Annotated in this window: 24 protein-coding genes; 14 read left to right on the top strand and 10 right to left on the bottom strand. The window is 71.9% G+C overall.

Annotated elements, in window-relative coordinates; all coding sequences use genetic code 11:
* Positions 1–47: 47 nt before the first annotated feature.
* A complete protein-coding gene (locus ABZ738_RS19770; protein ID WP_176093665.1) occupies positions 48–1,187 on the top strand; it encodes a thiolase family protein in 1,140 nt (379 codons plus the stop codon).
* A complete protein-coding gene (locus ABZ738_RS19775; protein WP_176093666.1) occupies positions 1,184–1,978 on the top strand; it encodes an SDR family oxidoreductase in 795 nt (264 codons plus the stop codon). Before ABZ738_RS19770 ends, ABZ738_RS19775 begins: the two co-directional genes overlap by 4 nt.
* Here the strand turns inward: ABZ738_RS19775 and ABZ738_RS19780 are convergent.
* From ABZ738_RS19780 to ABZ738_RS19820, 9 genes are read right to left on the bottom strand one after another with little or no spacing between them, the layout of a single operon-like run.
* Positions 1,958–2,365 carry a nuclear transport factor 2 family protein gene (locus ABZ738_RS19780; RefSeq protein WP_357215077.1) on the bottom strand — a complete coding sequence of 136 codons (408 nt, stop codon included), beginning with the start codon at positions 2,363–2,365 and terminating at the stop codon, positions 1,958–1,960. The two genes, ABZ738_RS19775 and ABZ738_RS19780, sit on opposite strands and share 21 nt — an antisense overlap.
* A complete protein-coding gene (locus ABZ738_RS19785) occupies positions 2,362–3,390 on the bottom strand; it encodes a CaiB/BaiF CoA-transferase family protein (protein WP_357215080.1) in 1,029 nt (342 codons plus the stop codon). The genes ABZ738_RS19780 and ABZ738_RS19785 overlap by 4 nt, the downstream gene beginning before the upstream one ends.
* Complete coding sequence (locus tag ABZ738_RS19790) at positions 3,387–3,695, bottom strand: DUF4387 family protein (RefSeq protein WP_131055210.1); 309 nt, start codon at positions 3,693–3,695, stop codon at positions 3,387–3,389. Before ABZ738_RS19790 ends, ABZ738_RS19785 begins: the two co-directional genes overlap by 4 nt.
* Positions 3,692–5,110, bottom strand: coding sequence for an acyclic terpene utilization AtuA family protein (locus ABZ738_RS19795; protein WP_357215084.1), 1,419 nt, complete (start codon positions 5,108–5,110; stop codon positions 3,692–3,694). Before ABZ738_RS19795 ends, ABZ738_RS19790 begins: the two co-directional genes overlap by 4 nt.
* A 3-nt stretch (positions 5,111–5,113) precedes the next feature.
* Positions 5,114–6,178 (bottom strand): acyl-CoA dehydrogenase family protein, encoded by a 1,065-nt coding sequence (locus ABZ738_RS19800; RefSeq protein ID WP_357215088.1) that lies wholly within the window; start codon positions 6,176–6,178, stop codon positions 5,114–5,116.
* The gene (locus tag ABZ738_RS19805) at positions 6,175–7,587 is read right to left on the bottom strand and encodes a 4-hydroxyphenylacetate 3-hydroxylase N-terminal domain-containing protein (protein ID WP_131056652.1); all 1,413 of its coding nucleotides are present in this window, start codon (positions 7,585–7,587) and stop codon (positions 6,175–6,177) included. The genes ABZ738_RS19800 and ABZ738_RS19805 overlap by 4 nt, the downstream gene beginning before the upstream one ends.
* Positions 7,584–8,759: an acyl-CoA dehydrogenase family protein gene (locus ABZ738_RS19810; protein WP_176093671.1), complete on the bottom strand. Its 1,176-nt coding sequence runs from the start codon at positions 8,757–8,759 to the stop codon at positions 7,584–7,586. The genes ABZ738_RS19805 and ABZ738_RS19810 overlap by 4 nt, the downstream gene beginning before the upstream one ends.
* 2 nt (positions 8,760–8,761) lie before the next feature.
* A complete protein-coding gene (locus ABZ738_RS19815) occupies positions 8,762–9,553 on the bottom strand; it encodes a crotonase/enoyl-CoA hydratase family protein (RefSeq protein WP_176093672.1) in 792 nt (263 codons plus the stop codon).
* Positions 9,553–10,326 (bottom strand): SDR family NAD(P)-dependent oxidoreductase, encoded by a 774-nt coding sequence (locus tag ABZ738_RS19820; protein WP_131052315.1) that lies wholly within the window; start codon positions 10,324–10,326, stop codon positions 9,553–9,555. The genes ABZ738_RS19815 and ABZ738_RS19820 overlap by 1 nt, the downstream gene beginning before the upstream one ends.
* Before the next feature lie 252 nt (positions 10,327–10,578).
* On the opposite strand from ABZ738_RS19820, the gene ABZ738_RS19825 reads away from it, so the two are divergent.
* From ABZ738_RS19825 to ABZ738_RS19870, 10 genes are all read left to right on the top strand, one after another.
* On the top strand, positions 10,579–12,099 hold the full coding sequence (locus tag ABZ738_RS19825; RefSeq protein WP_357215093.1) for an AMP-binding protein: 1,521 nt from the start codon (positions 10,579–10,581) through the stop codon (positions 12,097–12,099).
* Entirely contained in the window at positions 12,096–12,932 is an 837-nt protein-coding gene (locus tag ABZ738_RS19830; protein WP_357215096.1) for an enoyl-CoA hydratase-related protein, read from the top strand. Before ABZ738_RS19825 ends, ABZ738_RS19830 begins: the two co-directional genes overlap by 4 nt.
* Positions 12,933–12,991: 59 nt before the next feature.
* Positions 12,992–13,669 (top strand): TetR/AcrR family transcriptional regulator, encoded by a 678-nt coding sequence (locus ABZ738_RS19835; RefSeq protein ID WP_161594924.1) that lies wholly within the window; start codon positions 12,992–12,994, stop codon positions 13,667–13,669.
* A 132-nt stretch (positions 13,670–13,801) separates the two neighbouring features.
* On the top strand, positions 13,802–14,815 hold the full coding sequence (locus ABZ738_RS19840) for a LysR family transcriptional regulator (RefSeq protein WP_131052311.1): 1,014 nt from the start codon (positions 13,802–13,804) through the stop codon (positions 14,813–14,815).
* Between the two features lie 197 nt (positions 14,816–15,012).
* Positions 15,013–16,092, top strand: coding sequence for an ABC transporter substrate-binding protein (locus ABZ738_RS19845; RefSeq protein ID WP_131052310.1), 1,080 nt, complete (start codon positions 15,013–15,015; stop codon positions 16,090–16,092).
* Positions 16,093–16,109: 17 nt separating this feature from the next.
* Positions 16,110–16,913, top strand: coding sequence for an ABC transporter ATP-binding protein (locus tag ABZ738_RS19850; RefSeq protein WP_131052317.1), 804 nt, complete (start codon positions 16,110–16,112; stop codon positions 16,911–16,913).
* A complete protein-coding gene (locus ABZ738_RS19855; protein ID WP_131052309.1) occupies positions 16,910–17,794 on the top strand; it encodes an ABC transporter permease in 885 nt (294 codons plus the stop codon). Before ABZ738_RS19850 ends, ABZ738_RS19855 begins: the two co-directional genes overlap by 4 nt.
* A 3-nt stretch (positions 17,795–17,797) precedes the next feature.
* On the top strand, positions 17,798–18,946 hold the full coding sequence (locus ABZ738_RS19860; RefSeq protein WP_131052308.1) for an acyl-CoA dehydrogenase family protein: 1,149 nt from the start codon (positions 17,798–17,800) through the stop codon (positions 18,944–18,946).
* A 3-nt stretch (positions 18,947–18,949) separates the two neighbouring features.
* Positions 18,950–19,468: a gamma carbonic anhydrase family protein gene (locus ABZ738_RS19865; RefSeq protein ID WP_131052307.1), complete on the top strand. Its 519-nt coding sequence runs from the start codon at positions 18,950–18,952 to the stop codon at positions 19,466–19,468.
* Between the two features lie 12 nt (positions 19,469–19,480).
* Positions 19,481–20,641, top strand: a complete 1,161-nt coding sequence (locus tag ABZ738_RS19870) for a CoA transferase (protein ID WP_131052306.1) — start codon at positions 19,481–19,483, stop codon at positions 20,639–20,641.
* A 49-nt stretch (positions 20,642–20,690) separates the two neighbouring features.
* Here ABZ738_RS19870 and ABZ738_RS19875 read toward each other — a convergent pair whose 3' ends face one another.
* Positions 20,691–21,509, bottom strand: a complete 819-nt coding sequence (locus tag ABZ738_RS19875) for a hypothetical protein (RefSeq protein ID WP_357215104.1) — start codon at positions 21,507–21,509, stop codon at positions 20,691–20,693.
* A gap of 97 nt (positions 21,510–21,606) precedes the next feature.
* On the opposite strand from ABZ738_RS19875, the gene ABZ738_RS19880 reads away from it, so the two are divergent.
* Together ABZ738_RS19880 and ABZ738_RS19885 are read left to right on the top strand one after the other, a co-directional pair.
* Positions 21,607–21,942 carry a hypothetical protein gene (locus tag ABZ738_RS19880; RefSeq protein WP_131052305.1) on the top strand — a complete coding sequence of 112 codons (336 nt, stop codon included), beginning with the start codon at positions 21,607–21,609 and terminating at the stop codon, positions 21,940–21,942.
* A 53-nt stretch (positions 21,943–21,995) separates the two neighbouring features.
* Complete coding sequence (locus tag ABZ738_RS19885) at positions 21,996–22,781, top strand: fused MFS/spermidine synthase (RefSeq protein ID WP_357215108.1); 786 nt, start codon at positions 21,996–21,998, stop codon at positions 22,779–22,781.
* Positions 22,782–22,876: the final 95 nt, after the last annotated feature.

The following is a 22,876-nucleotide window of genomic DNA, read 5'->3' on the forward strand; positions in this document are numbered from 1 at the left end:
GGCCGGGTGGGATGGGGGAAGGGAGCCCTGCGGCCTGAGGAGCAGTCTTGCGTGATGCGGTGATCGTCGACGCCGTTCGTACCCCGATCGGCAAACGCAACGGGGGCCTCGCCGAGTGGCACCCGGTGGATCTCGCCGCCGAGGTGCTCACCACACTCGTCACGCGGACCGGGGTCGACCCGGCCGAGATCGACGACGTCATGTTCGGGTGCGTCAACCAGCTCGGTGACCAGTCCACCAACGTCGGCCGGATGTCCGCGCTCGCCGCCGGTTGGCCCGAGACGGTGCCGGGCGTCACGATCGACCGGGCCTGCGGGTCCAGCCAGCAGGCCCTGCACTTCGCGGTCGCGAGCGTGCTGTCCGGCATGGCCGACACGGTCGTCGCCGGCGGCGTGGAGATGATGTCGCGGGTGCCGCTGGGCGCGGCCCGCGCGACCGGCATGCCCTACGGCCCCAAGGTCCGCGCCCGTTACGCCCGCGACTCCTTCAGCCAGGGGGAGGGCGCGGAGATGATCGCCGAGCGGTACGGACTGTCCCGCACCGCTCTCGACGAGTTCTCGGTACGGTCGCACACGCTCGCCGCGCAGGCGACCGACGCGGGCGCCTTCGCCGGCCAACTCGTCACGTTGCCGGACACCAGGCTGACCGCCGACGAGGGTATCCGCCGGACCTCCACGGTGGAGACCCTGGCCGGTCTCACACCCGCGTTCCGCCCCGACGGCGTCATCCACGCGGGCAACTCGTCCCAGATCTCCGACGGCGCCGCCGCCCTTCTCGTGACGACCGGTGACCGGGCCCGCGCGCTCGGCCTGACACCGATGGCCCGCTTCCACAGCGGTACGGTCGTCGGCGACGACCCGGTCGTCATGCTGAGCGCGCCCTGGCCGGCGACGCAGAAGGTGCTCGCCCGGGCGGGCCTCGGCATCGACGACATCGGCGCGTTCGAGGTCAACGAGGCGTTCGCGCCGGTACCGCTCGGCTGGCTCGCCGAGACCGGCGCGAAACCGGAGCGGCTCAACCCGCTCGGTGGTGCGATCGCGGTCGGCCACCCGCTCGGCGCGTCCGGGGCGATCCTGATGACCCGGCTGCTGCACCACATGCGCGACCAGGGCATCCGGTACGGCCTGCAGGCGATGTGCGAGGCGGGCGGCCTGGCCAACGCCACGATCGTCGAGCTGGCCGAGTGACCTCCCTGGCCGGTCGGCGGGTGCTCGTCACCGGTGGTTCCCGGGGGATCGGCCGGTCGATCGTCGAGGCTGCGACAGTGGCGGGGGCCCGCTGCGCGGTGCTCTGCCGGGATCCCGCCGGTGCCGCCGCAGCGGTCACCGCGTGCACCGACGCCGGCCTGCCGGCACCGTCGGTGCACGCGGCGGACATCACCGATCCGGTCGGGTGCGGGCGCGCGGTGGCCGACGCGGCAGACGCGCTCGGTGGCGTCGACGTGGTGGTGAACAACGCCGCCCGGGTCTCCGGTGGAGTGCCCGACGGGCTGTTCTCGACGACGGACGCGTTGCTGCGGACCGACTTCGAGGAGAAGGTCGTCGGCTACCTGCGTGTCGTCCGTGCCGCCGTGGCACACCTGCGGGCCGGTGGCTCCGGCCGGGTGGTCAACATCGGCGGCGAGGCGGCACGGATCGCCCGGCACAACGTGAGCTCCGGGGTACGCAACGCCGCTCTCGTCCACCTGACCCACTCGATGGCCCGTGAACTGGGCCCGGACGGGATCACCGCGAACGTCGTCCAGCCCGGTGTGGTGCTCACCGGTGAGGTCCGGGCGATGCTGCTGGCCGCCGCTCCGTCCGGCACGGACCCGCAGGACCACCTGCGACGTCTGGCCGCCCGCCAGTCGCTGCGTCGCTTCGTCGAGCCCGCCGAGGTCGCCGCGGTGGTGGTGTTCCTCGCGTCCACGGCGTCCTCGGGGCTGACCGGGCAGGTGCTCACGGTCTCCGGCGGGACGTCAGCGGCGGTGCACTACTGAGATCCGCTTGGCGGCGAGGACCAGACCGCCGTGCGTGGCCCGGGTGACGAGGTCCTGGTACCGACCCCAGGTCTGCACGATCTGGCCGTCGGTGTCCTTCGACACCGCGTGGAACAGTGACCGGACCGCCACCGGATCGCCGTCGCCGAGCACCTCCACGTTGGACACCAGGTGCAGGCCCGGTGACGCGGCGGCCGTCCAGTACCGGGCGAACAGCCCGACGAACTCCTCCGCCCCCGTCCGCCGCACCCCGTCGGCGCCGACGAGCTCGACGTCGTCGGTGACGACCGCGCGCAGCAGGTCGGGGTCGCGGTCGTCGATGCCTCGGCAGTACGCCGCCTGCAACGCCGACACCTCCAGCAGCAGCGTCTGTGCGGCGGGAGTCACCGGACCACCCTGCGCGGGGCCGGAGCGGGGGCCGGGCGCCCGCCCGAGTCGACGAACGTGCTCCGCGACGCGAGCGCGGGGTGCTCGGGTGCCTCACCCGGCGTGAGCACCGGGGTCACGCAGGCGTCCACGTCGTCGAAGACCTCCGCCCACTCGGCCCGGGTCCGGGACGCGAAGATCCGGGCCAGTTCCCGCCGCTGGTCTGGCCAGCGGCTGCGGTCGTGCTGCGGCCAGCCGGCCGGGTCGATCCCGAGGACGGTGAGGAACGCCGCGTGGAACGCCGCCTCGATCGCGCCGACGGCCATGAACCCGCCGTCCGCCGTGCGGTACGTGCGGTAGAACGGTGCGCCACCGTCGAAGATGTTGGACTCCCGCTCGTCCGACCACAGTCCGGCCGCCCGCATGTCGTGCAGCAGCGTGGTCAGCGACGCCACCGCGTCGGTCATCGCGACGTCCAGCACCGCACCCCGTCCGGTACGGGTCCGCTCCAGCAACGCCGCGAGCACCCCCATCACGAGGTACGTGCCACCCGCGCCGAAATCAGCGAGCAGGTTCAACGGCGGCAGCGGCGGCCGGTCGGCCGGACCGGTCGGGTGCAGCGCCCCGGCCACGGCGAGATAGTTGATGTCGTGCCCGGCCCGCTGCGCCCAGGCCCCCTCGTGGCCCCAGCCGGTCATGTGGACGTAGACGAGCGCCGGACACGCGGCACACAGCGTGGCCGGACCGAGCCCGAGCCGCTCCGCGACGCCGGGACGGTACGGGTCGACGAACACGTCGGCGGTGGCCACCAGGCGGCGTACCGTCTCCCGACCCTCGTCGGTCTTCAGGTCCACGGTGACCGCCCGTACCCCCGACGACCGGGAGTCGTGGTGCGCCGGCAGCCCGGAGACCCCGACGCCGCCACCCGGGCGGTCCACCCGGATCACCTCCGCGCCCAGGTCCCGCAGGAGCATCCCGGCGAACGGCGCCGGGCCCGCACCGGCGAGCAGCACGACGCGAACCCCGGCGAGCGGCCCCCGACTCACGGCAGGCGCAGCGCGAGCAGTGGCACGAACTGCGCCGCGCTGTCCAGGTCGGTGTCGTCGGGGCCACCGGCGACCGTCCGGCGGGGCATCGTCACCTTGATGGCGTTGGCGGCCGGGTAGTCGATGACCTGGACGGTCGCGGGGTCGACGTGCAGCAGGTCGGCGACCGTCCCGGCGGTGACGGCCCCGGAGTCGCGCCACGTCAGGTACGCCTCCTCGGTGCGGAACACCATGTCCACCGAGACGAGGAACGCCCCGGCGTTGCGGGTGCGGAACGTGCTGCAGTCCGATCGGATGTCGCTCATGCGTTGACCGTCACCTTCTCCACGGCGGCCGTATCGGTGATCTCCAGGGTGAACGGTTCCATCGGGTGTTCCAGTGCCGCGCCGTGCCAGATGCTCCAGGTGAACACCGGGCCGACGTCGACGACCGACGGGGCGTAGGCGAGCGCGCCGTTGGCCGAGTTGGCGACGCCGGGCACCCGTACGCCGTGCATGAAGAACGGCATCGCCCCCGAGACGATCTCGTGCGCGATCTCCTGGTCGGCGGCGACCGCCTCGGCGACCAACCCGATCTCGTAGCAGCCGGCGTACCCGGTGGCCGCGTTCGGCTCGGCGGCGCCGAGGACGGCGTCGTATCCGTAACGGCGGAACCCGAACGTGTACGCCGACTCGTCCAGGCCGTACCGGTCCCGGGCGGTGCGGTGCACGAGGTCGGTGATCGCGGCGGTGTAGTCGGCGACGTTGGCCACCACGGCGGGGTCGCGGACCCCGAACAGGCACATGCTGCGGTAGCCGAGCTGCTCGACGCCCTCCAGCCGCACGCTGTACGGCTCGGGGGTGAACGTCGCCCCGACCACGCGGACGCTTTGGTCGTCGAGCTGGAGGTACCGGGCCGCCGACGTGTCCAGCGTCCCCGGCGGCTCCCGCAGCAGGTACGGCGTCGCGTTCTCGTAGAGCATCTGCGCGGCCACCGACCGGATGGTGCAGCGGGACCGGCCGCCGACCGGGCGTACCGTGAAGCCCTCGTCGTCGACCTCGCCGACGATGCACTCGCCGGCACCGATCGGCTCCTCGATGGCGTACCCGCACTCGACGGTCTTGCCCATGTGCCAGGCCGGGCCGGGCGCGATGCCGCGCAGCAGCGGGACGGCCGCATAGATCGCCGCGTCCGAGGAACGGCCGGCCAGCACGATCTGCGCACCGGCGTCGAGCGCCTCGGCGTAGGGCTCGGGGCCCATCATCGCCACGATCCGCGTCGCCCGCTCGACGTCGGCCTCGGTCAGCTCGGGGCGGCCGTCGAGTCCCCACGTCTGTCCACTCCGGACCTTGCCGAGCACCCAGTCCTTCGGCTGCTCGGTGCGGATCGTGGCAATCCGGGCGGTCCGGCCGTGGGCGGCGAGGATGTCCGTCACGATCCCACGGAACCAGGTGAGCCCGGCGTCGCTGCCGGTGAATCCGGCCGACCCGATGAGCAGTGGCACCCCGATGTCGAGCGCGCCGATCACCATGCGCTCCAGGTCCCGGCGGGTCTGCCGGTAACCGGCCCAGCTCGCCGCGGCGCCCAGGTAGTACGGACCCCAGTCGGTGCTGCCCGCGTCGCAGGCGATGAAGTCGGGCTTCGTCTGTAGCGCGGCGCGGAACGACTTCGTGGAGAAGCCACCGCCCATCACGGCGGCGGGCGCGACGAACCGCACCCGGGACCGGTCGTCAGTACTCATCGTTCACCTCTCGTCGACCAGTGCGAACAGTGCGCGCCGGTGCTGGTCCGGCGTTCCGGCGAGCACCGCGGCGGCGTGCGCCCGGCGCAGTAGGACGTGGGCGGGGTACTCCCAGGTGAAGCCGATCCCGCCGTGCAGTTGGATGGCCTCGGTGGTGACCGTCACGGCGGCCTCGGACGCCTTGACCGCGAGCGTGTGCGCGCTGCGCTCGTCCCCGCCGCACCGGGTGACGTACGCGGCGGCCGACCGCGCCACCTCGACCGTGACGGTGAGGTCGGCCAGCGTGTGCGCCAACGCCTGGAACGCGCCGATCGGCCGCCCGAACTGGTGGCGGGTCCTGGCGTGGTCGACGGTCAGCTCCAACGCGTGCCCGGCCACGCCCACGCACTCGGCGCCCAGCGCGATGCAGGTCGCGATCTCGGCCCGCCGGATCGCCCCGGCGGCGGTGGCACCGTCGGCGAGGACGGTGGCGGGGGTCTCGTCGAACCCCGCCCGCCAGGCCGGTCGGCTCAGGTCCAGCGACGGCAGGGCGGTCAGCGTCGCGCCGGGTGCGTCCGGCGCGACGAGGGCGAGCACCGGCGACCCCGCCACGTCGACCGGCACCAGCATCGGGCAGGGCGGCGGGACGGCCAGCACCGGCCCGACCGTGCCGGTCAGGGTCAGCGCGCCGTCCGCCGCCGTCGACGCGGCCACCCGACGGCCCGAGGCGAACGGCACGTGCACCAGCGTGGGCAGCGGGGACCCGGCGGCGATGCCCTCCAGCAGCTCACCCGAGCGGGCCGTGTCCACCGCCGACAGTGCCGTCGCCGCCGCGACCGCACCCGGCACGAACGGGCCGCCGACGACCGCGCGGCCCAACTCCGCCGCGACGGCGACCAGTTCGGCCGCGCCGAAGCCCAGCCCACCCCGCGACTCCGGGACGAGCAACCCGGCCAGACCCAGCTCGCCGCTGAGCCGCGACCACACGTGCCCGCCGTCCTCCACCGGCACGACGGGGTGGGCGTACGCGCCGAGGAAGTCCCGCAGCGCGGAGCCCAGCTCCGCGGCCACCTCCTCCGCAGCGGTCACGACACGGTTCCCGGCGTCGGATCGGCGGTCGGCTCCTCGATCCCGCACACCTTGCGGGCCAGGTGCTTCGCGTGCGTCATGTCGTAGTGCTTCTCGACGATGAGGCGTTGCGCGTGCAACCCTCCGCCGCCCTGCAGGATGGTCACGCTCTGCCAGCCGCCGAACGTGTCGGCGGTGAAGTCGCGGATGCCGTGGAAGAGCCGCATCCGGTGCTCGGCGTCGACGCCCTCCATCGTGCGCATGTACTTCGCGACGAACTCGCCCGTCTCCGGGTGACGCAGGTCGTCGAGCATCGGCGCGGTGAGGATGCTGCCGCCGGCCACGTCGTGCAGGTTGCGGACCATCTCGGCGTAGTTCAACGCGGCGAAGTACTTCGCCGCGTTGGTCATCAGCTCGTCGGGGGACGCCCAACCCTCCGCGGTGAACTGGGCGTTGTTGACGGCGGCCTCCAGCCCGGCCCGCACCATCGTCGCGTAGTTGATCAGCTCGGCGATCTTCTGGCGGATGTGCGGGATGCGCTGCAACCCGTTGGCCTCGGCGATGAGCTGGGCCATGCCGACGAGCGTGTCGGCCATCTCGACGTAGTGCGCGACGCTGCCGATGCGTTCCCACAGCCCGAGCGAGTGGGCGAACGTGGCGGAGTGCTCCACCTCGCCGTCGAGGAACACCCGCTCGTTGGGCACGTAGACGTCGTCGAAGATGACGAACCCCTCGGCCATGTTGCGCCGACCGCTGTAGGGGAAGTAGTCGGTCGGCAGGTCCGGACGCGGCGCGTACGTGGTGGCGACGATCTTCACGCCGGGCGAGTTGACCGGCACCGCGCAGGCGATCGACCAGTCTTCCTCACCCGGCTTCATCCGCTTGGTCGGCATCACGATGAGGTCGTGGTCGATCGGGGCACCGGTGATGTGCAGCTTCGCCCCCCGGATGACCACCCCGCCGGAGTCCCGGCTGACCACCCGGACGTACAGGTCCGGGTCGTCCTGCTTCATCGGCGACAGGGCCCGGTTGCCCTTGGCGTCGGTGATGGTCTGCACGCAGCGCAGGTCGACCTTCTTGGCGTGCTCGAAGTAGTCCATCACCCGGTCGGCGTACTCCGGCAACTGCGACCGGATCCGGCTGGCGGCGGTCATCAGCATCAGCAGGCTCACCGACGTGGTGCGGGTGGGATTGGCCCACTTGAGCTGCTCGACCTCCTGGTAACGCAGATCCTCCACGCTGCGCGGGATGAAGAACAGCGGCCCGTACGCGTCGTCGCCGGGCCGGTAGAACTCGTCGTAGTTCGCGGCGGTCATCGCGATGCTCTGCCGCAGCAGCGGCTCCTCGGTGACGTCCTCGATCCGCCGGCCCGCGAGGTAGACCTGACGGCCGTCACGGAGGCTCTGCCGGTACTGTTCCCCGGTCATCATGGCGCTGCGGGTCCTTTCGTTCGAGGGTGCCGGTCACGGGGCAGGCCGAGCACCCGCTCGGCGACGATGCCGCGCTGGATCTGGTCGGTGCCGCCGGCGATGCGTTGCGCGGGTGAGCTGAGCAGGAAGTCCGACCAGGCGGAGCCGCCCGAGCCGCCGTCGTCGGCGACCAGGTCGGGTCCGAGCAGCCGCGCGGCGGCGCGGCCGTAGAAGCCGAGGTCGTCGACGAGGGCGAGTTTGCCCACCGACGGCGAGAGCCCCGCGGTGGCGACCCGGTCCGCCGTCACACCGGCGAGCTGCTCGCGGATCCACGCCTCGGCCAGCAGCTCCCGGTCGGCCTCGCCGAGTGGGTTCCGGTCGCCGACCAGGGCACGCAGCCGCCGGAACGGCTGGCTCAGGTACGTCTTGTCCCGGCTGCCCATCGCCGCGCGCTCACTGGTCAGCGTGGACATCGCGACGGCCCAACCGTCGTCGACGGCACCGAGCCGGGCACTGTCGGGGATCCGGACGTCGTCGAAGAAGACCTCGTTGAAGTGGCTGTCGCCGTTGATCTGACGGATCGGCCGGACGGTGATGCCGGGACGGTCCATCTCGACCAGGAAGGCGGTGATGGACCGGTGACGGTCGGCGGGCGCCCCGGTGCGGGCGAGCAACTCGCCGACGTCGGAGAGATGTGCCCACGAGGACCACACCTTCTGGCCGTTGAGCACCCAGTCGTCACCGTCGCGTACCGCCGTGCAGCGAAGCGCGGCGAGGTCGGAACCGGCTTCCGGCTCCGAGAAGAGCTGGCAGGCGAGGGCGTCCCCCCGCCACAGGGCCCGGACCCAGCGGTCCCGCTGCGGCGCGGTGCCGTGGGCCAGGATCGTCGGCGCGACGATGCGCCGGCTGACCGTGAAGTACGCCTGGTCGGGCAGCGCGTACCCGCACAGGACGTCACGCAGCGCGGCGGCGACGTCCGGGTCCAGGCCCCGGCCGCCGTGCTCGACGGGTCCGTCGAACCAGGCGAGGCCGGCGTCGAAGAGCCGTCGCTGGAACGCCGAGGAGACGGCCAGCCCGCTGTCACCGCCGCCGGGCTCGTCCACCACGGCCTCCGGGTCGTGACGGACCAGCCCTTCGGCGGCGGCGAACGCGTGGATCTCGGTGACCAGCGCGTCGAAAGTCGGGTCCGGCATGGTCACCGCCCCGCCCAGACCGGCGCGCGCCGCTCGGCGAACGCGCGCGCGCCCTCGGCCGCGTCCGCCGAGGCGAACACCGGGTCGAACCACTCGTCCTGCCGGGCGAACGCCTCGTCGTCGGACCAGTCCGGGCTGCGCCGCAGCACCTGCAGACTGGCGGCGACCGCGAGCGGTGCGTTCGCGGCGATGGTCTGCGCCAACCGGAGTGCCCCGTCGAGCGCCCCACCGGCCGGCGTGAGCTGGTTGACCAGCCCGCACCCGGCGGCGCGCGGGGCGTCGATCGGTGCGCCGGTGAGGACGAGCTCCATCGCGAGGGCGTAGGGCAGCCGGCGGGGGAGCCGGAACGTGCCGCCGCCCCGGGCGGCCAACCCGCGAGTGACCTCCGGCAGCCCGAACCGGGCGTCCTCGGCGGCCACGACCAGGTCACAGGCGAGCACCATCTCGAAGCCGCCACCCAGGGCCCAGCCCTCGACGGCGGCGACGAGCGGCACCTGCGGCGGAGACTGCACGAACCCGGCGAACCCCCGGCCGGGCACACTCGGCCGGCCCTGGACCGGGAAGTCCCGCAGGTCCATCCCGGCGCTGAACGTGCCACCGGCGCCGGTGAGCACGACGGCCCGGACGCTCGCGTCGGAGTCGAGCGAGATGAACGTCTCGGCCAGCGCCTCCGCCGTGACCCGGTTGATCGCGTTGCGTCGGTGCGGCCGGCTCACCGTCACGACCGCGACGTGACCGTGGCGGTGCAGGAGGACGGCGGGCGCGTCGGCTGGTGCGTGCGGAGCGCCGGCCATCAGCGTGGCGCCATCCGGATCGCGCCGTCGAGGCGAACGGTCTCACCGTTGAGGTAGCCGTTGGAGAGCATGTGCACCGCGAGTGCCGCGTACTCGTCGGGCGCGCCGAGCCGCTTCGGGCTCGGGACGCTCGCGGCCAGCCCGGCGCGCAGGTCGTCGCGCAGCCGCCCCAGCATCGGGGTGTCGAACACCCCGGGCGCGATCGTGTTGACCCGGATCTGCCGACTCGCCAGGTCCCGCGCGGTGACCAACGTGATCCCGTGCACCCCGGCCTTCGCGGCGGTGTAGGACGCCTGGCCGATCTGACCTTCGAAAGCGGCGACCGACGCGGTGAGCACACACGCGCCGCGTTCCCCGTCGACCGGCTCGGCCTCCGCGATCGCCGCGGCGACCAGACGCAGCACGTTGTACGTGCCGACGAGGTTGACCCGGACCACCTCGGCGAAGCCCTCGATCGGCGCGGGTCGACCCTCCTTGTCCAGGATGCGCAGGCGGTCGCTGCCCCGGCCGGCGCAGTGCACCAACCCCCGTACCGGCCCGCGCTCCCGCGCGACGTCCACGGCTGCGGACATCTCCTCGGTGCTGGTGATGTCGGCGGCGACGAACGTCGCGGCCGGGCCGAGCGCCTTCGCCTCGGCGGTGCCGGCCTCGGTCGCGGTGGGCAGGTCGACCATCACCACGGTCGCGCCTCCGGCGACGAGTCGGCGTGTGGTGGCCAGGCCGAGCCCGGAGGCCCCACCGGTCACCACGACGGTGGCCTTGTCCAGATTCACGTTCAGTTCTCCTGCCGCCATTGCACCACTGACGCCATTGACGATTACGGTAAAACGCGGCCACGTCCAATACACCTCTGCGCCGAACAGATAGGGGATGCCTATCGGACGGTTCGGCGCCTTCGTCTTGACACGGATTGTGTGCCGACTAACGTCGTCCGTGGCAGTGGCGCGGGCATATTCGGAAGCACATTCTGCGGGAGTGAGCCGGTGAGATCCTTGGCCTCGGTCGGACCGGGTGACTGGCCCACCATGAGTGCGCACGCCTACCCGGACGCACCGGCGTTGCGGACCCCCGACGGGGTCGCGCTGACGTTCGCCGGCCTGGAGGCCCGCGCGTCGCGGCTGGCGAGCGCGTTACGGGCGGCCGGCATCGCACCGGGCGAACGGATAGCGATCCTGGGCACCGACAGCGTCGGCTACGCGGTGACGCTCTTCGCCTCGCTCAAGCTGGGCACGATCGGCGCGCCGCTGAACTACCGGCTCGCCGCTGCCGAGCTCTCCGCGTTGACGGCGCTGGCCGACCCGGCCGTGCTGGTGCTGGAGTCGCGCTACGCACACCTGCTCGACGACCTGCGGGCTGCGGCACCGGGGCTGCGCCTGGTGTTGACCCTGGACGGACCGTCGGCCGGGATCGCCTCGATCGAGGAGTTCGGCGACGCGCACGACCCGCCCGGCCCGGCCAGCCTGCCGGCCGCGACCAGCGACGACGACGTGTTGCTGTGGATGTTGACCAGCGGGACCACCGGCACCCCTCGGGTGGTCGCGCAGACCCAGCGGATGCTCAAGGCGAACACCGCCAAGGGCGTGCTCGAACAGGGATTCCAGCCGGGGGAGTGCCTGTACGCGGGCACCCCGCTGTTCCACGTCTCCGGGATGGGCTGGCTCTACTACGCGATCTCCCGGGGCGCGGCGCTCATGCTGCTCCCGCAGTTCGACGCGGCGGCGGTGCTGGGCTGCCTGCGTAGCGGCGTGGTGACCCGGTGCCTGCTGGTGCCGAGCATGGTCGTCGCACTGCTCGACCATCCGGACGCGGGTGCGGTCCCCGCCCTGCGCAGCATCGCCTACGGCGGCTCCGCGATGCCTCCCGAGCTCGTCCGTCGGCTGCACGAGACGTTCGGCTGCGACCTGTACAACACCTTCGGCGCCGGCACCGAGGGAGGTGGCCAGACGATCCTGCGTCCGGCCGACCACCGTGCCGCGTTCGCCGGGCAGCCGCACCTGCTCGGCTCGATCGGCCGTCCGATGTTCGGCGTCGACCTGCGGTTGTGCGACGCGGACGGCAACGAGGTCGGCGTCGGCACGGTCGGCGAGATCCGTACGCGCAGCGACACGGTGATGAGCGGCTACGTCGGGAACCCCGAGCTCACCGCCACCAAGGTGGTCGACGGCTGGATCCGCAGCGGAGACATGGCCTGGCGGGACGACGAGGGTTACCTCTATCTCGCCGGCCGCGTCGACGACATGATCCTGCGCGGCGGCGAGAACATCTTCCCGGCCGAGATCGAGAACGTGCTGGTGGACCACCCGACGGTCGCCGAGGCGGCGGTGGTCGGCCTGCCGGACCAGCGGTGGGGGCAGATCGTCGTGGCGGCTGTCGTCGCCGCGCCCGGTGCCGTGCCTGACCCCGACGAGCTGCGGGCCCACTGCCGGTCCCGGCTGGCCGGCTACAAGACACCGGCGCGGGTCGTGGTCGTCGCCGCGCTGCCGAAGAACGCGTCCGGAAAGACGGTCCGTGCCGCACTCGCCGCCGACCTGGCGGTGACCACGTGAGCGCCCCGGAGCACGGCGTCCCGCCGGCCCGACCGGCCGACCCGGGGGCCGCGTCCGGCGACACCGATGCGCAGGCGGTGCGGGTGACCCGCGACGGACCGGTGCTGACCGTCACGATCGACCGTCCGGCACGACGCAACGCGATGACCTATGCGGCCTGGGACGAGCTGGGCGCGGCCCTGAGCGAGGCGGCGGCCGGCGACGCCCGGGTGGTGGTGGTGACCGGCACCGCCGGGGCGTTCTGCAGCGGTGGCGACCTCGACGGCGGCGACCGGGCGCCGCATCCGCACGCGCAGCTCGCGGCCGTCGCCCGCACCTGTCAGACCCTGGTGTCGCTCCCGCAGCCGACGATCGCACAGGTCGACGGGCTCGCCGCCGGCGCCGGCTTCGGCCTGGCGTTGGCCTGCGACTTCGTGGTGGCCAGCAGGCGGGCACGATTCGGCACCATGTTCCTGGCCCGTGGTCTGTCGCCGGACTTCGCCACATCGTGGCTGTTGCCCCGGCTGGTCGGGCCACGCCTGGCCACCCGGCTGTGCCTGCTGCCGGAGATCGTCGACGCCGACCGCGCCCACGCGTGGGGTCTGCTGGAGGACGTCGTGGAGCCGGACGAACTGCCCGGACGGGTCGAGGCCCTCGCCGCGCGACTGGCGGCGGGCCCACCGATCGCGACCCGGCTCACCAAGCAACTGCTTCGCGACTCGTTCGCCCGTGGCGTCGAGGAGTCCCTCGCCGCGGAGACGATGGCCCAGTCGATCAACCGGCTCTCGGCGGACGCGCAGGAGGGGATCGCGGCGTTCCGTGAACGCCGCCCCGCCCGGTTCGAGGGGCGATGACGGACAAGTCCGGTGCTGCGGAGTGGACGGCGGGCCGTTCCGTCGCCACGATGTCCGACGTGACGGTGAAAGCCTCCGCGGTGAAGGTAGCCGCGTCGCGCGTGGTCGCAGCTCCGGCTCAGCCCCGCACCCCGGCCCAGCACGACCGGCGTAGTCGCGTCCTGGCCAGCGCCTCGGCGATGCTGGCCACGGGTGGCGAGGACGCGTTGCAGATGAAGCGGGTCGCCGAGGACGCGCGGGTGTCGCTGGCGACGGTGTACCGCTACTTCCCGTCCAAGGACCATCTTCTCCTGGCGATGGCCCGGGCCCGGTTCGAGCGGGCGCTGGTCCGGGTCCAGCAGGCCGACATCGACCTGGCCGGCTCGACCGCGGGCGAGCGGGTCAGCGCGTACCTGTTGCGGGAGTTCGCCGCGCAGCAGCGTCAACCGCACGTCACCTCGGCGTTGGCGCGGGTGCTGATCGGCACGAACCCGGACTACCGCGAGACCCACGACGAGGTCCAGCAGATGCACCTACGGCTGCTCTCGGTGATCGCGCACGGCCACGACAGCACCCCCGGGTACGAGGCGTGGATGGTGCTGCGGGTGGTGGCCGGTTGCTTCGGCTCGGCCACCCGCAACTGGATCGCCGGTCTGCTCTCGGCGGACGAGGCGCGGTTCGAGATCGCGCTGGCGTGCCGGTTGCTGGACCTGCCGCCGGAGTCGGTCGGCAGCAGAACCGGTTCTGTCTCTCCGTGACGTTGATCGCTGCGGCTGTCTCTGACCAGGCACTATCGGCGATATCGCGCGCTAACGCAACCGTTGAAAACCAGACTTGATTCTGGAACACTCGCCGGCTAGAACCCCCGGCGATGATGCGTGAGGTGCGGGATGACCAGCATCGAGGTTCGTCAGCTCGAGTACTTCCTGGCCGTTCACGACTACGGCGGGGTGACCCGCGCGGCCAAGGCCCTGCACCTGTCCCAGCCGTCGCTGTCCCAGGCGATCCGCAGCCTGGAACGGCAACTGCGCACCGACCTGTTCCTCCGCGTCGGCCGTGGGCTGGTGCTCTCCCCGGCCGGGCAGGCCCTGGTCGGCCCCGCCCGCCAGGTCGTCCGCTCGGTGGAGCGGGCGCAGGTCGCCGTGCAGCGGGTCCGTGAACTGCACGCGGGGCAGATCTCCGTCGCCGCCGGGGCGGGACTCGTCGCCGACCCCCTCGCCCCCTGGCTCGGCCGCTTCCGTCGCAAGTATCCCGACACCGTGGTGCGGGTCGAGGAGAGCGAGAGTGACGACGGCGTCGCCGAACTCGTCCGCTCCGGCGACTGCGAGCTGGGCCTGACCGCCGGCCTGATCGTCTGCGACGAACTGGAGCAGTTGCTGGTCAGCGAACAACACGTCGTGCTGGTCTCGCCGCCCGGCACGCCCTGCTCGGGTGGGCCGGTGCCGCTGGAACAACTCGCCGGTGTGCCGATGGTCGTCGGTGACCGTCGGGGCCAGGCCTGGACGGACGTGGAACGGGCGATGGCGGCGCGGGGCGTCGCCGCCACGGTCGTCGTGGAGGTCGCCCGCACCTCCTCCACCATCCCGCTCGTGCTGGCCGGGGTCGGCTCGACGTTCCTGACCCTGCGCTTGGCGATCGAGGCTCGGGCACGAGGCGCGGTGGTCCAGGAGATCACGCCCGCGCAGGTCCGCCGGCTGCGGCTGCTCCGCCGTCCGGGGGACCGGTCGGTCGGCGTCAACGCCCTCACCGGCGTGATCCACACCGACGCGAAACGATGGGTCACCGCGCTACAGGAGCAACAGGACCTCGGCCTCGGTCTGGTCGCCGCCGGTGCCGCCGTCGACGCGCGGATCCGCGACGCCCGCGCGGCCGCGGCGAGTCGCCAGGTCCGCCTCGCAAGCTGACGCATGCGCGTCGCCGAATGCGACCGATACTTCCCCGCTATGGGTGCAGTCGAACTAGGTATGCGGTAGACCGAATCGTACGTTGACCACCGCTCCCCAGGCCGTGACGATGATTTCGAGCACATTTCCTGTGACCCTCACGCATCTGCATTCGCAGGATTTATTCCAGGCTTTGGAGGAATTCGGTGGCTTCGACGATGAAAAGGCGCAGGGCGCTGGCGATGGTGGCCGCGCTCGCTCTCCTACCTCTTACCGCGTGTGGCGACGACGATTCCGGCACCACGGGTGCCGACGGCGAGATGACGCTCCGCCTCGGATTCGCCGGAGCGGTGTTGTCGCCCGGTGCCGCCATGTACACCTCGCTGCCCGACCTGCTCGGCTTCTGGGGCGAGGACAAGCTCACGGTCGAGATCACCCGGATCGAGGGCACCGCCGTGGCGCTGTCGGCGATGGTCGGTGACCAGATCGACGTCGCCGTCGTCTCCGGCGAGGCGGTCGTCCCGCCGATCTCCGAGGGACAGCCCTTCGTGATCCCGTACTCGCTGAGCCAGCGCGGCATCGTCGTCACCGCCGTGCCCGCGAACAGCGCGATCAACGGTCTCGGCGACCTGGGCGGCAAGACCGTCGGCGTGCCGAACCTCGCCAGCGGTGCGGTCACCTTCACCAAGGCCGGTGCGGCCGAGGCCGGCGTCGACCCGAACAGCATCACGTTCGTCGCGATCGGCACCGGCGCCCAGGCCGCCAACGCCATCAGGAGCGGTCAGGTCGACGCGGTCAGCGACACCGACACCTCGGTCGTCGGCTTCCAGCAGGCAGGGACCGAGCTGAAGCTGCTCGACAGCGCGATCAACGACAAGCTCGTCATCGGCGTCGTCGCGGCGACCACCACGTCCAACATGAGCGGAAAGAAGGACGCGCTGGAGGCGTGGGCCAGGGGCGTCGCCAAGGCCACCGAGTGGATGCAGGCCAACCCCGAGGAAGCGGTCAAGCTGCACTACCGCAAGTTCCCGGAGACCAAGCCCGCCGGTGACGACGCGGCGGTGATCGCCTCCGGCGTGGCCCAGGTGACGGCCCGACTACAGGCGATCAAGGCGGCGGACAACGGCGAGTACGGCTCGATCCGCCCCGACCAACTGGAGTACATCGTCGGCTACCTCACCGAGAACGGGCAGCTCACCAAGCCGGTCGAGGTCGGCGCGATCTACGACGGGTCCCTGATCGCCGGCGTCAACACCTTCGACAAGGCGGCCGTACGTGCCGTGACAGCACCCAGCTGATGGAGGTCAGCGTGACCATGCAATCCACAAGCGGACCGGGTGCCGTCGGCGTGGCCCCCGGGATCGAGGTCAGCGGGGTGTCGAAGACCTTCCGCACCAACGCCGGTGACGTGGTCGCGCTGACCGACATCGACCTGGAGGTCCGGCAGGGCTCGTTCGTGTCGCTGGTCGGCCCGAGCGGCTGCGGCAAGTCCACCCTGCTCCGGATCGTCGCCGGGCTGGAGACCAGCAGCGGTGGCACGACCAAGGTGGCCGGCACACCGGTCGACGGGCCGCGACGGGACTTCGGCATGGTGTTCCAGCAGCCGGTGCTGCTGCCCTGGCTGACCATCTTCCGCAACGTCATGCTGCCGGCCGACGTCGCCCGGGACCGCTCGCCCCAGGCCCGCCAACGGGCTGCCGACCTGCTGGAACTGGTCGGTCTCGACGGCTTCCAGCATCGTTACCCCCGTGAGCTGTCCGGCGGCATGCAGCAGCGTGCCGCGCTCGTCCGGGCCCTGATGAGCCGACCCAGCCTGCTGCTGATGGACGAGCCGTTCGGTGCCCTCGACGCCCTCACCCGCGAGACGATGAACTCCGAACTACTGCGGATCTGGTCGGAGACCGGCGCCACCACGCTGTTCGTGACGCACTCGATCGCCGAGGCGGTGTTCCTCAGCGACGTCGTGGTGGTGCTCTCCGGCCGTCCCGGCACGATCCTCGACCAGGTCCGGATCGACCTGCCCCGTCCCCGCACGTTCGACGTCATGGACTCGCCGGAGGCGTCGAGGCTGACCAGCCACATCCGTGGACACCTGCATGCACGAGGAGCGGTGGGATGACCGTGACCAGGAGCGAGCCCGTCCAGGGCGAGGCCGGGGCGACCGGTCCCGAGCAGCCGGCCGCGCGCAGGCGTCGGTCCCGGTCACTCGTGCGCCGGTACCCCACGCTCATCGTCAGTCCGTTGATCGCGCTCGTCGCGCTCACCGCCTGGGTGTCGGCCATCGAGATCTTCGGTGTGGAGCCACTGATCCTGCCGCCGCCGCTGGACGTGCTCGACGAACTGTGGATCATGCTCACCGGCACGGAGTTGTACCGGAACCTGCTGGTGACGGTCTCCGAGTTCGGTATCGGGTTCGTGCTGGGTTCGGTCTCGGCGATCATCGTCGCGGCGGTCCTGGTGCGCATCCCGCCTCTGGAGAAGGGCTTCTCCCCGTACATCATCGCCTTCCAGAACTTCCCCAAGATCGCCATCGCGCCCATGCTGGTCACCTGGTTCGGCTTCGGCATGGCACCCAAGATCGCGCTGGCCACCGTGCTGGCCTTCTTCCCGGTGTTCGTCAACGTCATCGTGGGACTCAAGTCCTCCACCCGCGAACAACGCGACCTGATGCGGATGCTGCAGGCATCGGAGTGGCAGACGTTCCGGATGCTGCGGGTCAAGGTGGCGTTGCCGTACATCTTCGCCGGTCTGCGGGTCGCCGCCGTGTTCAGCCTGCTGGGCGCGATCACCGGGGAGTTCATCAGCTCCTCCCAGGGGCTGGGCTACATGCTGTTGCAGCGCAACGCCCAACTGCACGTCGACGGGGTCTTCGCGCTGCTGGTGGTGATGGCGGCGATCGGCCTGGCGGTGCACGGCATCCTCGCGCTGCTCAACCGGAAGATCATCTTCTGGGAGGACCACGACCAGGCCAAACGGCCGGCACAGGAAGAGAGCGTCTGACCGATGCGGCGCACGTTGTTCGCACCGGAACACGAGGAGTTCCGGCACCTGGTCCGCAAGGTGATCGAACGGGAGGTGTCGCCGTACCACCAGCAGTGGTGCGAGGACGGCATCGTGCCCCGCGACCTGTTCCGCACCCTGGGCGCGGTGGGGGTGATGGGATTCTCCGTCCCGGAGGAGTACGGCGGAGCGGGCACCGTCGACTACCGCTACAACGTGGTGATCCAGGAGGAGACCGCCCGCGCCGTGGTCACCCTCGGCGGTCTGCGTACCCACCTGGACATCGTGCTGCCGTACCTGCTCGCCTTCGCCGACGAGGGCCAGCGGGAGCGGTGGTTCCCCGGGTTGGCCTCCGGTGACCTGTACACCGCGATCGCGATGAGCGAACCCGGCGTCGGCTCCGACCTCGCCGGCATCAGCACGGTCGCGGTCCGCGACGGCGACCACTACGTGGTCGACGGTGCGAAGACGTTCATCACCGGCGGGGAACTGGCCGATCTCGTGGTCGTGGTGGTCCGCACCGGACGGGAACCGGACGACCGCCGGGCCGGGCTCTCCCTGCTCGTCGTGGAGAAGGGCACGCCGGGCTTCACCGTCGGGCGTCGACTGCACAAGATCGGACTCGCCACCCAGGACACCGTGGAGCTGGCCTTCGACGGGGCGCGCGTCCCCGTCGCCAACCGGCTCGGGCCGGAGGGCGCCGGCTTCACCGCGCTCACGCACAACCTCGCCCAGGAACGCCTCGCGATCGCCGTCGGTGCCGTCGCGCAGGCCACCACCGCTCACGAACACACCATCCGGTACGTCCGCGAGCGGACGGTCTTCGGCCGCCCGCTCGGGCACTTCCAGAACACCAAGTTCGAGCTGGCCGCGATGGCGGCCGAACTGGAGGCCGGGCAGGCCCTGCTCGACACGGCGGTGCGGGCGCACCTGGACGGGGAACTGACCCCGGCCGACGCGGCCAAGACGAAGCTGTTCTGCACCGAGATGCAGGGCCGCGTCGTCGACCGGTGCCTGCAACTGCACGGCGGGTACGGCTACGTCACCGAGTACCCGATCGCCCGGATGTACGCCGACGCGCGGGTCACCCGCATCTACGGCGGCACCAGCGAGGTCCTCAAGAGCATCATCAGCAAGTCCCTGGAGCTGTGACCCGTGCCGATCTACGCCCTCGGGGACCTGGTCCCCGACATCGACCCCTCCGCGTACGTCCACCCGGACGCGGTCGTGATCGGCCGTGTCCGCCTCGGAGCCGACACCTCGGTGTGGCCCGGCGCGGTGCTGCGCGGTGACGGCAACGAGATCGTCATCGGCGCGGGCACGAACGTCCAGGACGGCACTGTCGTCCACGCCAGCGAGCGCCACGCCACCCGGGTCGGCGAGCGCTGCGTCATCGGGCACCTCGCCCACCTGGAAGGCTGCGTCGTCGAGGACGACGCGCTCGTCGGTTCGCAGGCCGTCGTGCTCGCCGATGCCGTGGTCGGTGCCGGCGCGCTGGTCGGCGCGGCGGCGCTGGTGCCACCCCGCTTCGTCGTCCCGCCCCGCACCATGGCACTCGGCGTGCCGGTGTCGATCCGCGACACCCCGCCCGATGCCGACGTCCTGCGGATCAACGCCGCGCGCTACGTCGAGTCGGCACGCCGGTACCGCACCTCACTCCGCCGGATCGACTGAAGGGCAACATCGATGCAGCAGCAGATACCGGCGCTGGACGGGGTCCGGGTCGTCGAACTCGGCCAGCTCATCGCCGGACCGTTCTGCGGCCAGTTGATGGCCGACTTCGGCGCCGACGTCGTCAAGGTCGAACAGCCCGACCAGGGCGACCCGATGCGTCACTGGGGCCACAGCAAGAACGGCAGGTCGCTGTCGTGGAGCGTGATCGCGCGCGGGAAGCGCAGCGTGACCGCCGACCTGAAGTCCGCCGACGGCAGGGCCTTCGTCCTCGCGCTCGTCGCACAGGCCGACGTCCTGGTGGAGAACTTCCGACCGGGCACCCTGGAGCGCTACGGGCTCGGCTGGGACGAGCTGTCCGCCGCCAACCCGCGACTGATCCTCATCCGGGTCAGCGGCTTCGGCCAGACCGGGCCGTACGCCACCCGGGCCGGATACGGCTCGATCGGTGAGGCGATGGGCGGCCTGCGGCACCTCGTCGGCGACCCGGACCGGCCACCCAGCCGTACCGGACTGTCGATCGGGGACATGCTCGCCGGGATGCACGCCGCGTACGGCGCCCTCCTCGCGCTCTACGCCCGCCAGCGCACCGGCGCCGGCCAGGTCGTGGACGTCTCCATCTACGAGTCCGTGCTGGCCATGACCGAGGCGCTGGTGGCCGACTACGCCATCGCGGGTGTCACGCGGCAGCGTTCCGGTGCCGTGCTCCCCGGCATCGCACCGTCCAACGTGTACCCGACCTCCGACGGCGACTTCGTGCTCGTCGCGGCGAACCAGGACACCGTGTTCCGCCGCCTCGCCGCCGCCATGGGACGACCCGACCTGGCCACCTCGCCGGAGTACGCCACCCATGCCGCCCGTGGCGTACGCCAGCGTGAGCTCGACGACCTGATCGCCGGTTGGACCGCGCACCACCGGGCCGACGAGATCCTGGCGGTCCTGGAGCAGCACGGGGTGCCGGCCGGCCGGGTGTACACCGCCCGCGACATGCTCGACGACCCGCAGTTCCAGGCGCGGGAGAGCATCGTGCGGGTGCCCGATCCCGACCTCGGTCCCATCCCGATGCAGAACGTGGCACCACGCCTGTCGGCCACCCCCGGCACGATCCGCTGGCCCGGCCCGGCGCTCGGCGCCCACGACGCGGAGGTGCGGGCGGCCCTCCTGCCAGGTGAGTAGGGGTGTCGGTGGCGTACCGTCACCGTTTCACGACGGCCGATTCGCCGCGCTACACCTTTCTGGCCCGGACGGCGTCGTAGGCGATCCGTTGCTCGCTGCGGCGGCAGCCGCTGGATTCGCCGAACGAGGCGTGCGGCTGGCTCTGGGTGACGCCGATCTCGCGGTTGTCGTCGGTCACCTTCTGCCGGCCCAGCGAGACCCAGGAACCCCGGTTGGCGGCCTGGTCGACGATGGTCTCCCCGTACTCCACCTGGTCGGCCAGGTTCGGCACGTCCGGCACGTGGACGCTGACCTCGTAGGTGCCCTTGGGCAGGCCCGTCAACGAGAACATCACGTAGGGAACCGTGCAATCCCTGCCGACCGCCACCGGGACCCAGCCCCATCGTCCGGTCGCGCCGCCCGAGGGCTCGTACCGGATTTCGCCGATCACGTCGTTGGCCGACTTGTAGTACCAGTAGCGGTACGTCGGGCTGCTCGGGTGCTCCGGCATCGTGCCGGTGGTGGAGGAGTTGACGCTGACGACGTACTCGGTGCGCGTGTGGCCCGGCGTCGCGGACGCCGAGCCGTCCGGCCGGTTCGGCGTCCCGGACGACGGCCGAGGTGCCGCCGACGAACTCTGCGGGGCGGCCGGGTCCGCCGTGGTGGGGGTCGCATCGACGTCGGCGGCGTCCGGACCTGCGGAACGAACGGCCTGGTACGCGGCGAACGCCACACTGGCGGCGACGAACCCGACCGCGCACAGCGCCACCGTGCGGACGTGGAGGCTGGGGATCTTCTGGTTGATCAGGCCCGCGACGATGTTGCCCGCGAGACCGAAGAGTGCGAGCACGCCCGCGACGAGGAGGAACTCCGGCCAGGAGGTGGGCATGCACGCATCGTATTCGAGGATCAGAAGTGATCGATTCCCGTCCGGTGGCGTCGCCGTTATGTGCAGGTCCGGCGGGAGTCCGGGTACCCTCGGGCGGGTGCGGATCATCGCGTTCATGGCTGTCCTCCTCGTCGTGCTGGCCGCCGTTGCGCTCATCGGAGGGGTGCTGACGGCGGGCACCCGACGTCGCCGTCACGCGGCGCAGGTGTCGGCGCGGTGGACGGTGCGCCACTACGCCATCCCGGGGCGTGGGCACACCGTGGTCGGTGTGAGCCTCACCGACGCCGACGGCCGGATCCACGGTGAGAACGTGGTCGCCCGCATCCCGGACGGCGCTCCCGACTGGCAACGCGACTTCGTCGCGGCCCGCCAGGAGGCCGAGGAGCGCGCCTTCCACCTGAACAGCGACCGCCCGCCGATGCTCGGGAGCTGACGCCGCCGGGTCGTGCGGCCCCGGCCCCGGCGGGTCGACTAGCCTGCCTGCTCATGGAGGCCACCGACGACCGGCTGGAGCTGGTCGTCGACCCGACCCGGCCCACCGGGCGCACGCTTCTGGCCGGTGGCGTCGAGCAGTCGTACGTGGATCTCGCCGACCCCACCTACCTGCACTTCGAGTACGTGCGTCGGATGGCCGCCGTGGCCGATCTCGCCGCGCCGGCCGGTGATCCGCTCGACGTGCTGCACCTGGGCGGCGGCGCGCTGACCCTGCCGCGCTACGTCGGTGCGACCCGGCCCGGCTCGGCACAGGTGGTCGTCGAGCGGGACCCTGCCGTGGTCGACCTGGTGACCCGGGACCTGCCGCTGCGGCAGCCCGGGGTCGAGATCCGGGTGGACGACGCGCGCGAGGCCGTCGCCGAAGCCCCCGCCGACGCGTACGACCTGGTGTTCGCGGACATCTACCGGGCGGCCCGGATGCCGCCGCACGTGGCCACCGTGGCGTTCGCCGTCGAGGTCGCCCGGGTGCTGCGGCCGGCCGGCGTCTACCTGGTCAACGTCACCGACCTGCCGCCGCTGGTCCTCGCCCGGGTGCAGGCGGCCACCCTGCGCGCGGTCTTCGCCGACGTCTGCGTCGTCGCCGACCGGCGGATGCTGCGCGGCCGGCGGTACGGCAACCTGGTGCTCGCGGCGGCCAGGAGCCCGGGTCGGCTGCCGGTGGCGCGCCTGACGCAGCGGGCACGCCGTGACCCGGTACCCGGCGACGTGCTGCACGGACCGACGCTCGACGTCTTCGTCGCCGGTGCCCGACCGCGCACCGACGACGCCGGGCACTGACACCCGGCCTTCTCCGCCAGAGTGACGCCTGCCCGTCGACGGCGTATTGGCAAGCAAGTGCTTGTGCAAACAGTGGCTTGTATTAGGGTTGGTGT

It is taken from the genome of Micromonospora sp. NPDC047793 (assembly GCF_040642635.1).
Taxonomy (GTDB): Bacteria; Actinomycetota; Actinomycetes; order Mycobacteriales; family Micromonosporaceae; genus Micromonospora.

Bases quoted from the DNA above. Each gene is read 5' to 3' on its own strand.
- ABZ738_RS19790 (WP_131055210.1), bottom strand. From the start codon at position 3,695: ATGAGCGACATCCGATCGGACTGCAGCACGTTCCGCACCCGCAACGCC.
- ABZ738_RS19795 (WP_357215084.1), bottom strand. From the start codon at position 5,110: ATGAGTACTGACGACCGGTCCCGGGTGCGGTTCGTCGCGCCCGCCGCC.
- ABZ738_RS19805 (WP_131056652.1), bottom strand. From the start codon at position 7,587: ATGATGACCGGGGAACAGTACCGGCAGAGCCTCCGTGACGGCCGTCAG.
- ABZ738_RS19810 (WP_176093671.1), bottom strand. From the start codon at position 8,759: ATGCCGGACCCGACTTTCGACGCGCTGGTCACCGAGATCCACGCGTTC.
- ABZ738_RS19815 (WP_176093672.1), bottom strand. From the start codon at position 9,553: ATGGCCGGCGCTCCGCACGCACCAGCCGACGCGCCCGCCGTCCTCCTG.
- ABZ738_RS19825 (WP_357215093.1), top strand. From the start codon at position 10,579: ATGAGTGCGCACGCCTACCCGGACGCACCGGCGTTGCGGACCCCCGAC.
- ABZ738_RS19840 (WP_131052311.1), top strand. From the start codon at position 13,802: ATGACCAGCATCGAGGTTCGTCAGCTCGAGTACTTCCTGGCCGTTCAC.
- ABZ738_RS19845 (WP_131052310.1), top strand. From the start codon at position 15,013: ATGAAAAGGCGCAGGGCGCTGGCGATGGTGGCCGCGCTCGCTCTCCTA.
- ABZ738_RS19850 (WP_131052317.1), top strand. From the start codon at position 16,110: ATGCAATCCACAAGCGGACCGGGTGCCGTCGGCGTGGCCCCCGGGATC.
- ABZ738_RS19855 (WP_131052309.1), top strand. From the start codon at position 16,910: ATGACCGTGACCAGGAGCGAGCCCGTCCAGGGCGAGGCCGGGGCGACC.
- ABZ738_RS19860 (WP_131052308.1), top strand. From the start codon at position 17,798: ATGCGGCGCACGTTGTTCGCACCGGAACACGAGGAGTTCCGGCACCTG.
- ABZ738_RS19870 (WP_131052306.1), top strand. From the start codon at position 19,481: ATGCAGCAGCAGATACCGGCGCTGGACGGGGTCCGGGTCGTCGAACTC.
- ABZ738_RS19875 (WP_357215104.1), bottom strand. From the start codon at position 21,509: ATGCCCACCTCCTGGCCGGAGTTCCTCCTCGTCGCGGGCGTGCTCGCA.
- ABZ738_RS19885 (WP_357215108.1), top strand. From the start codon at position 21,996: ATGGAGGCCACCGACGACCGGCTGGAGCTGGTCGTCGACCCGACCCGG.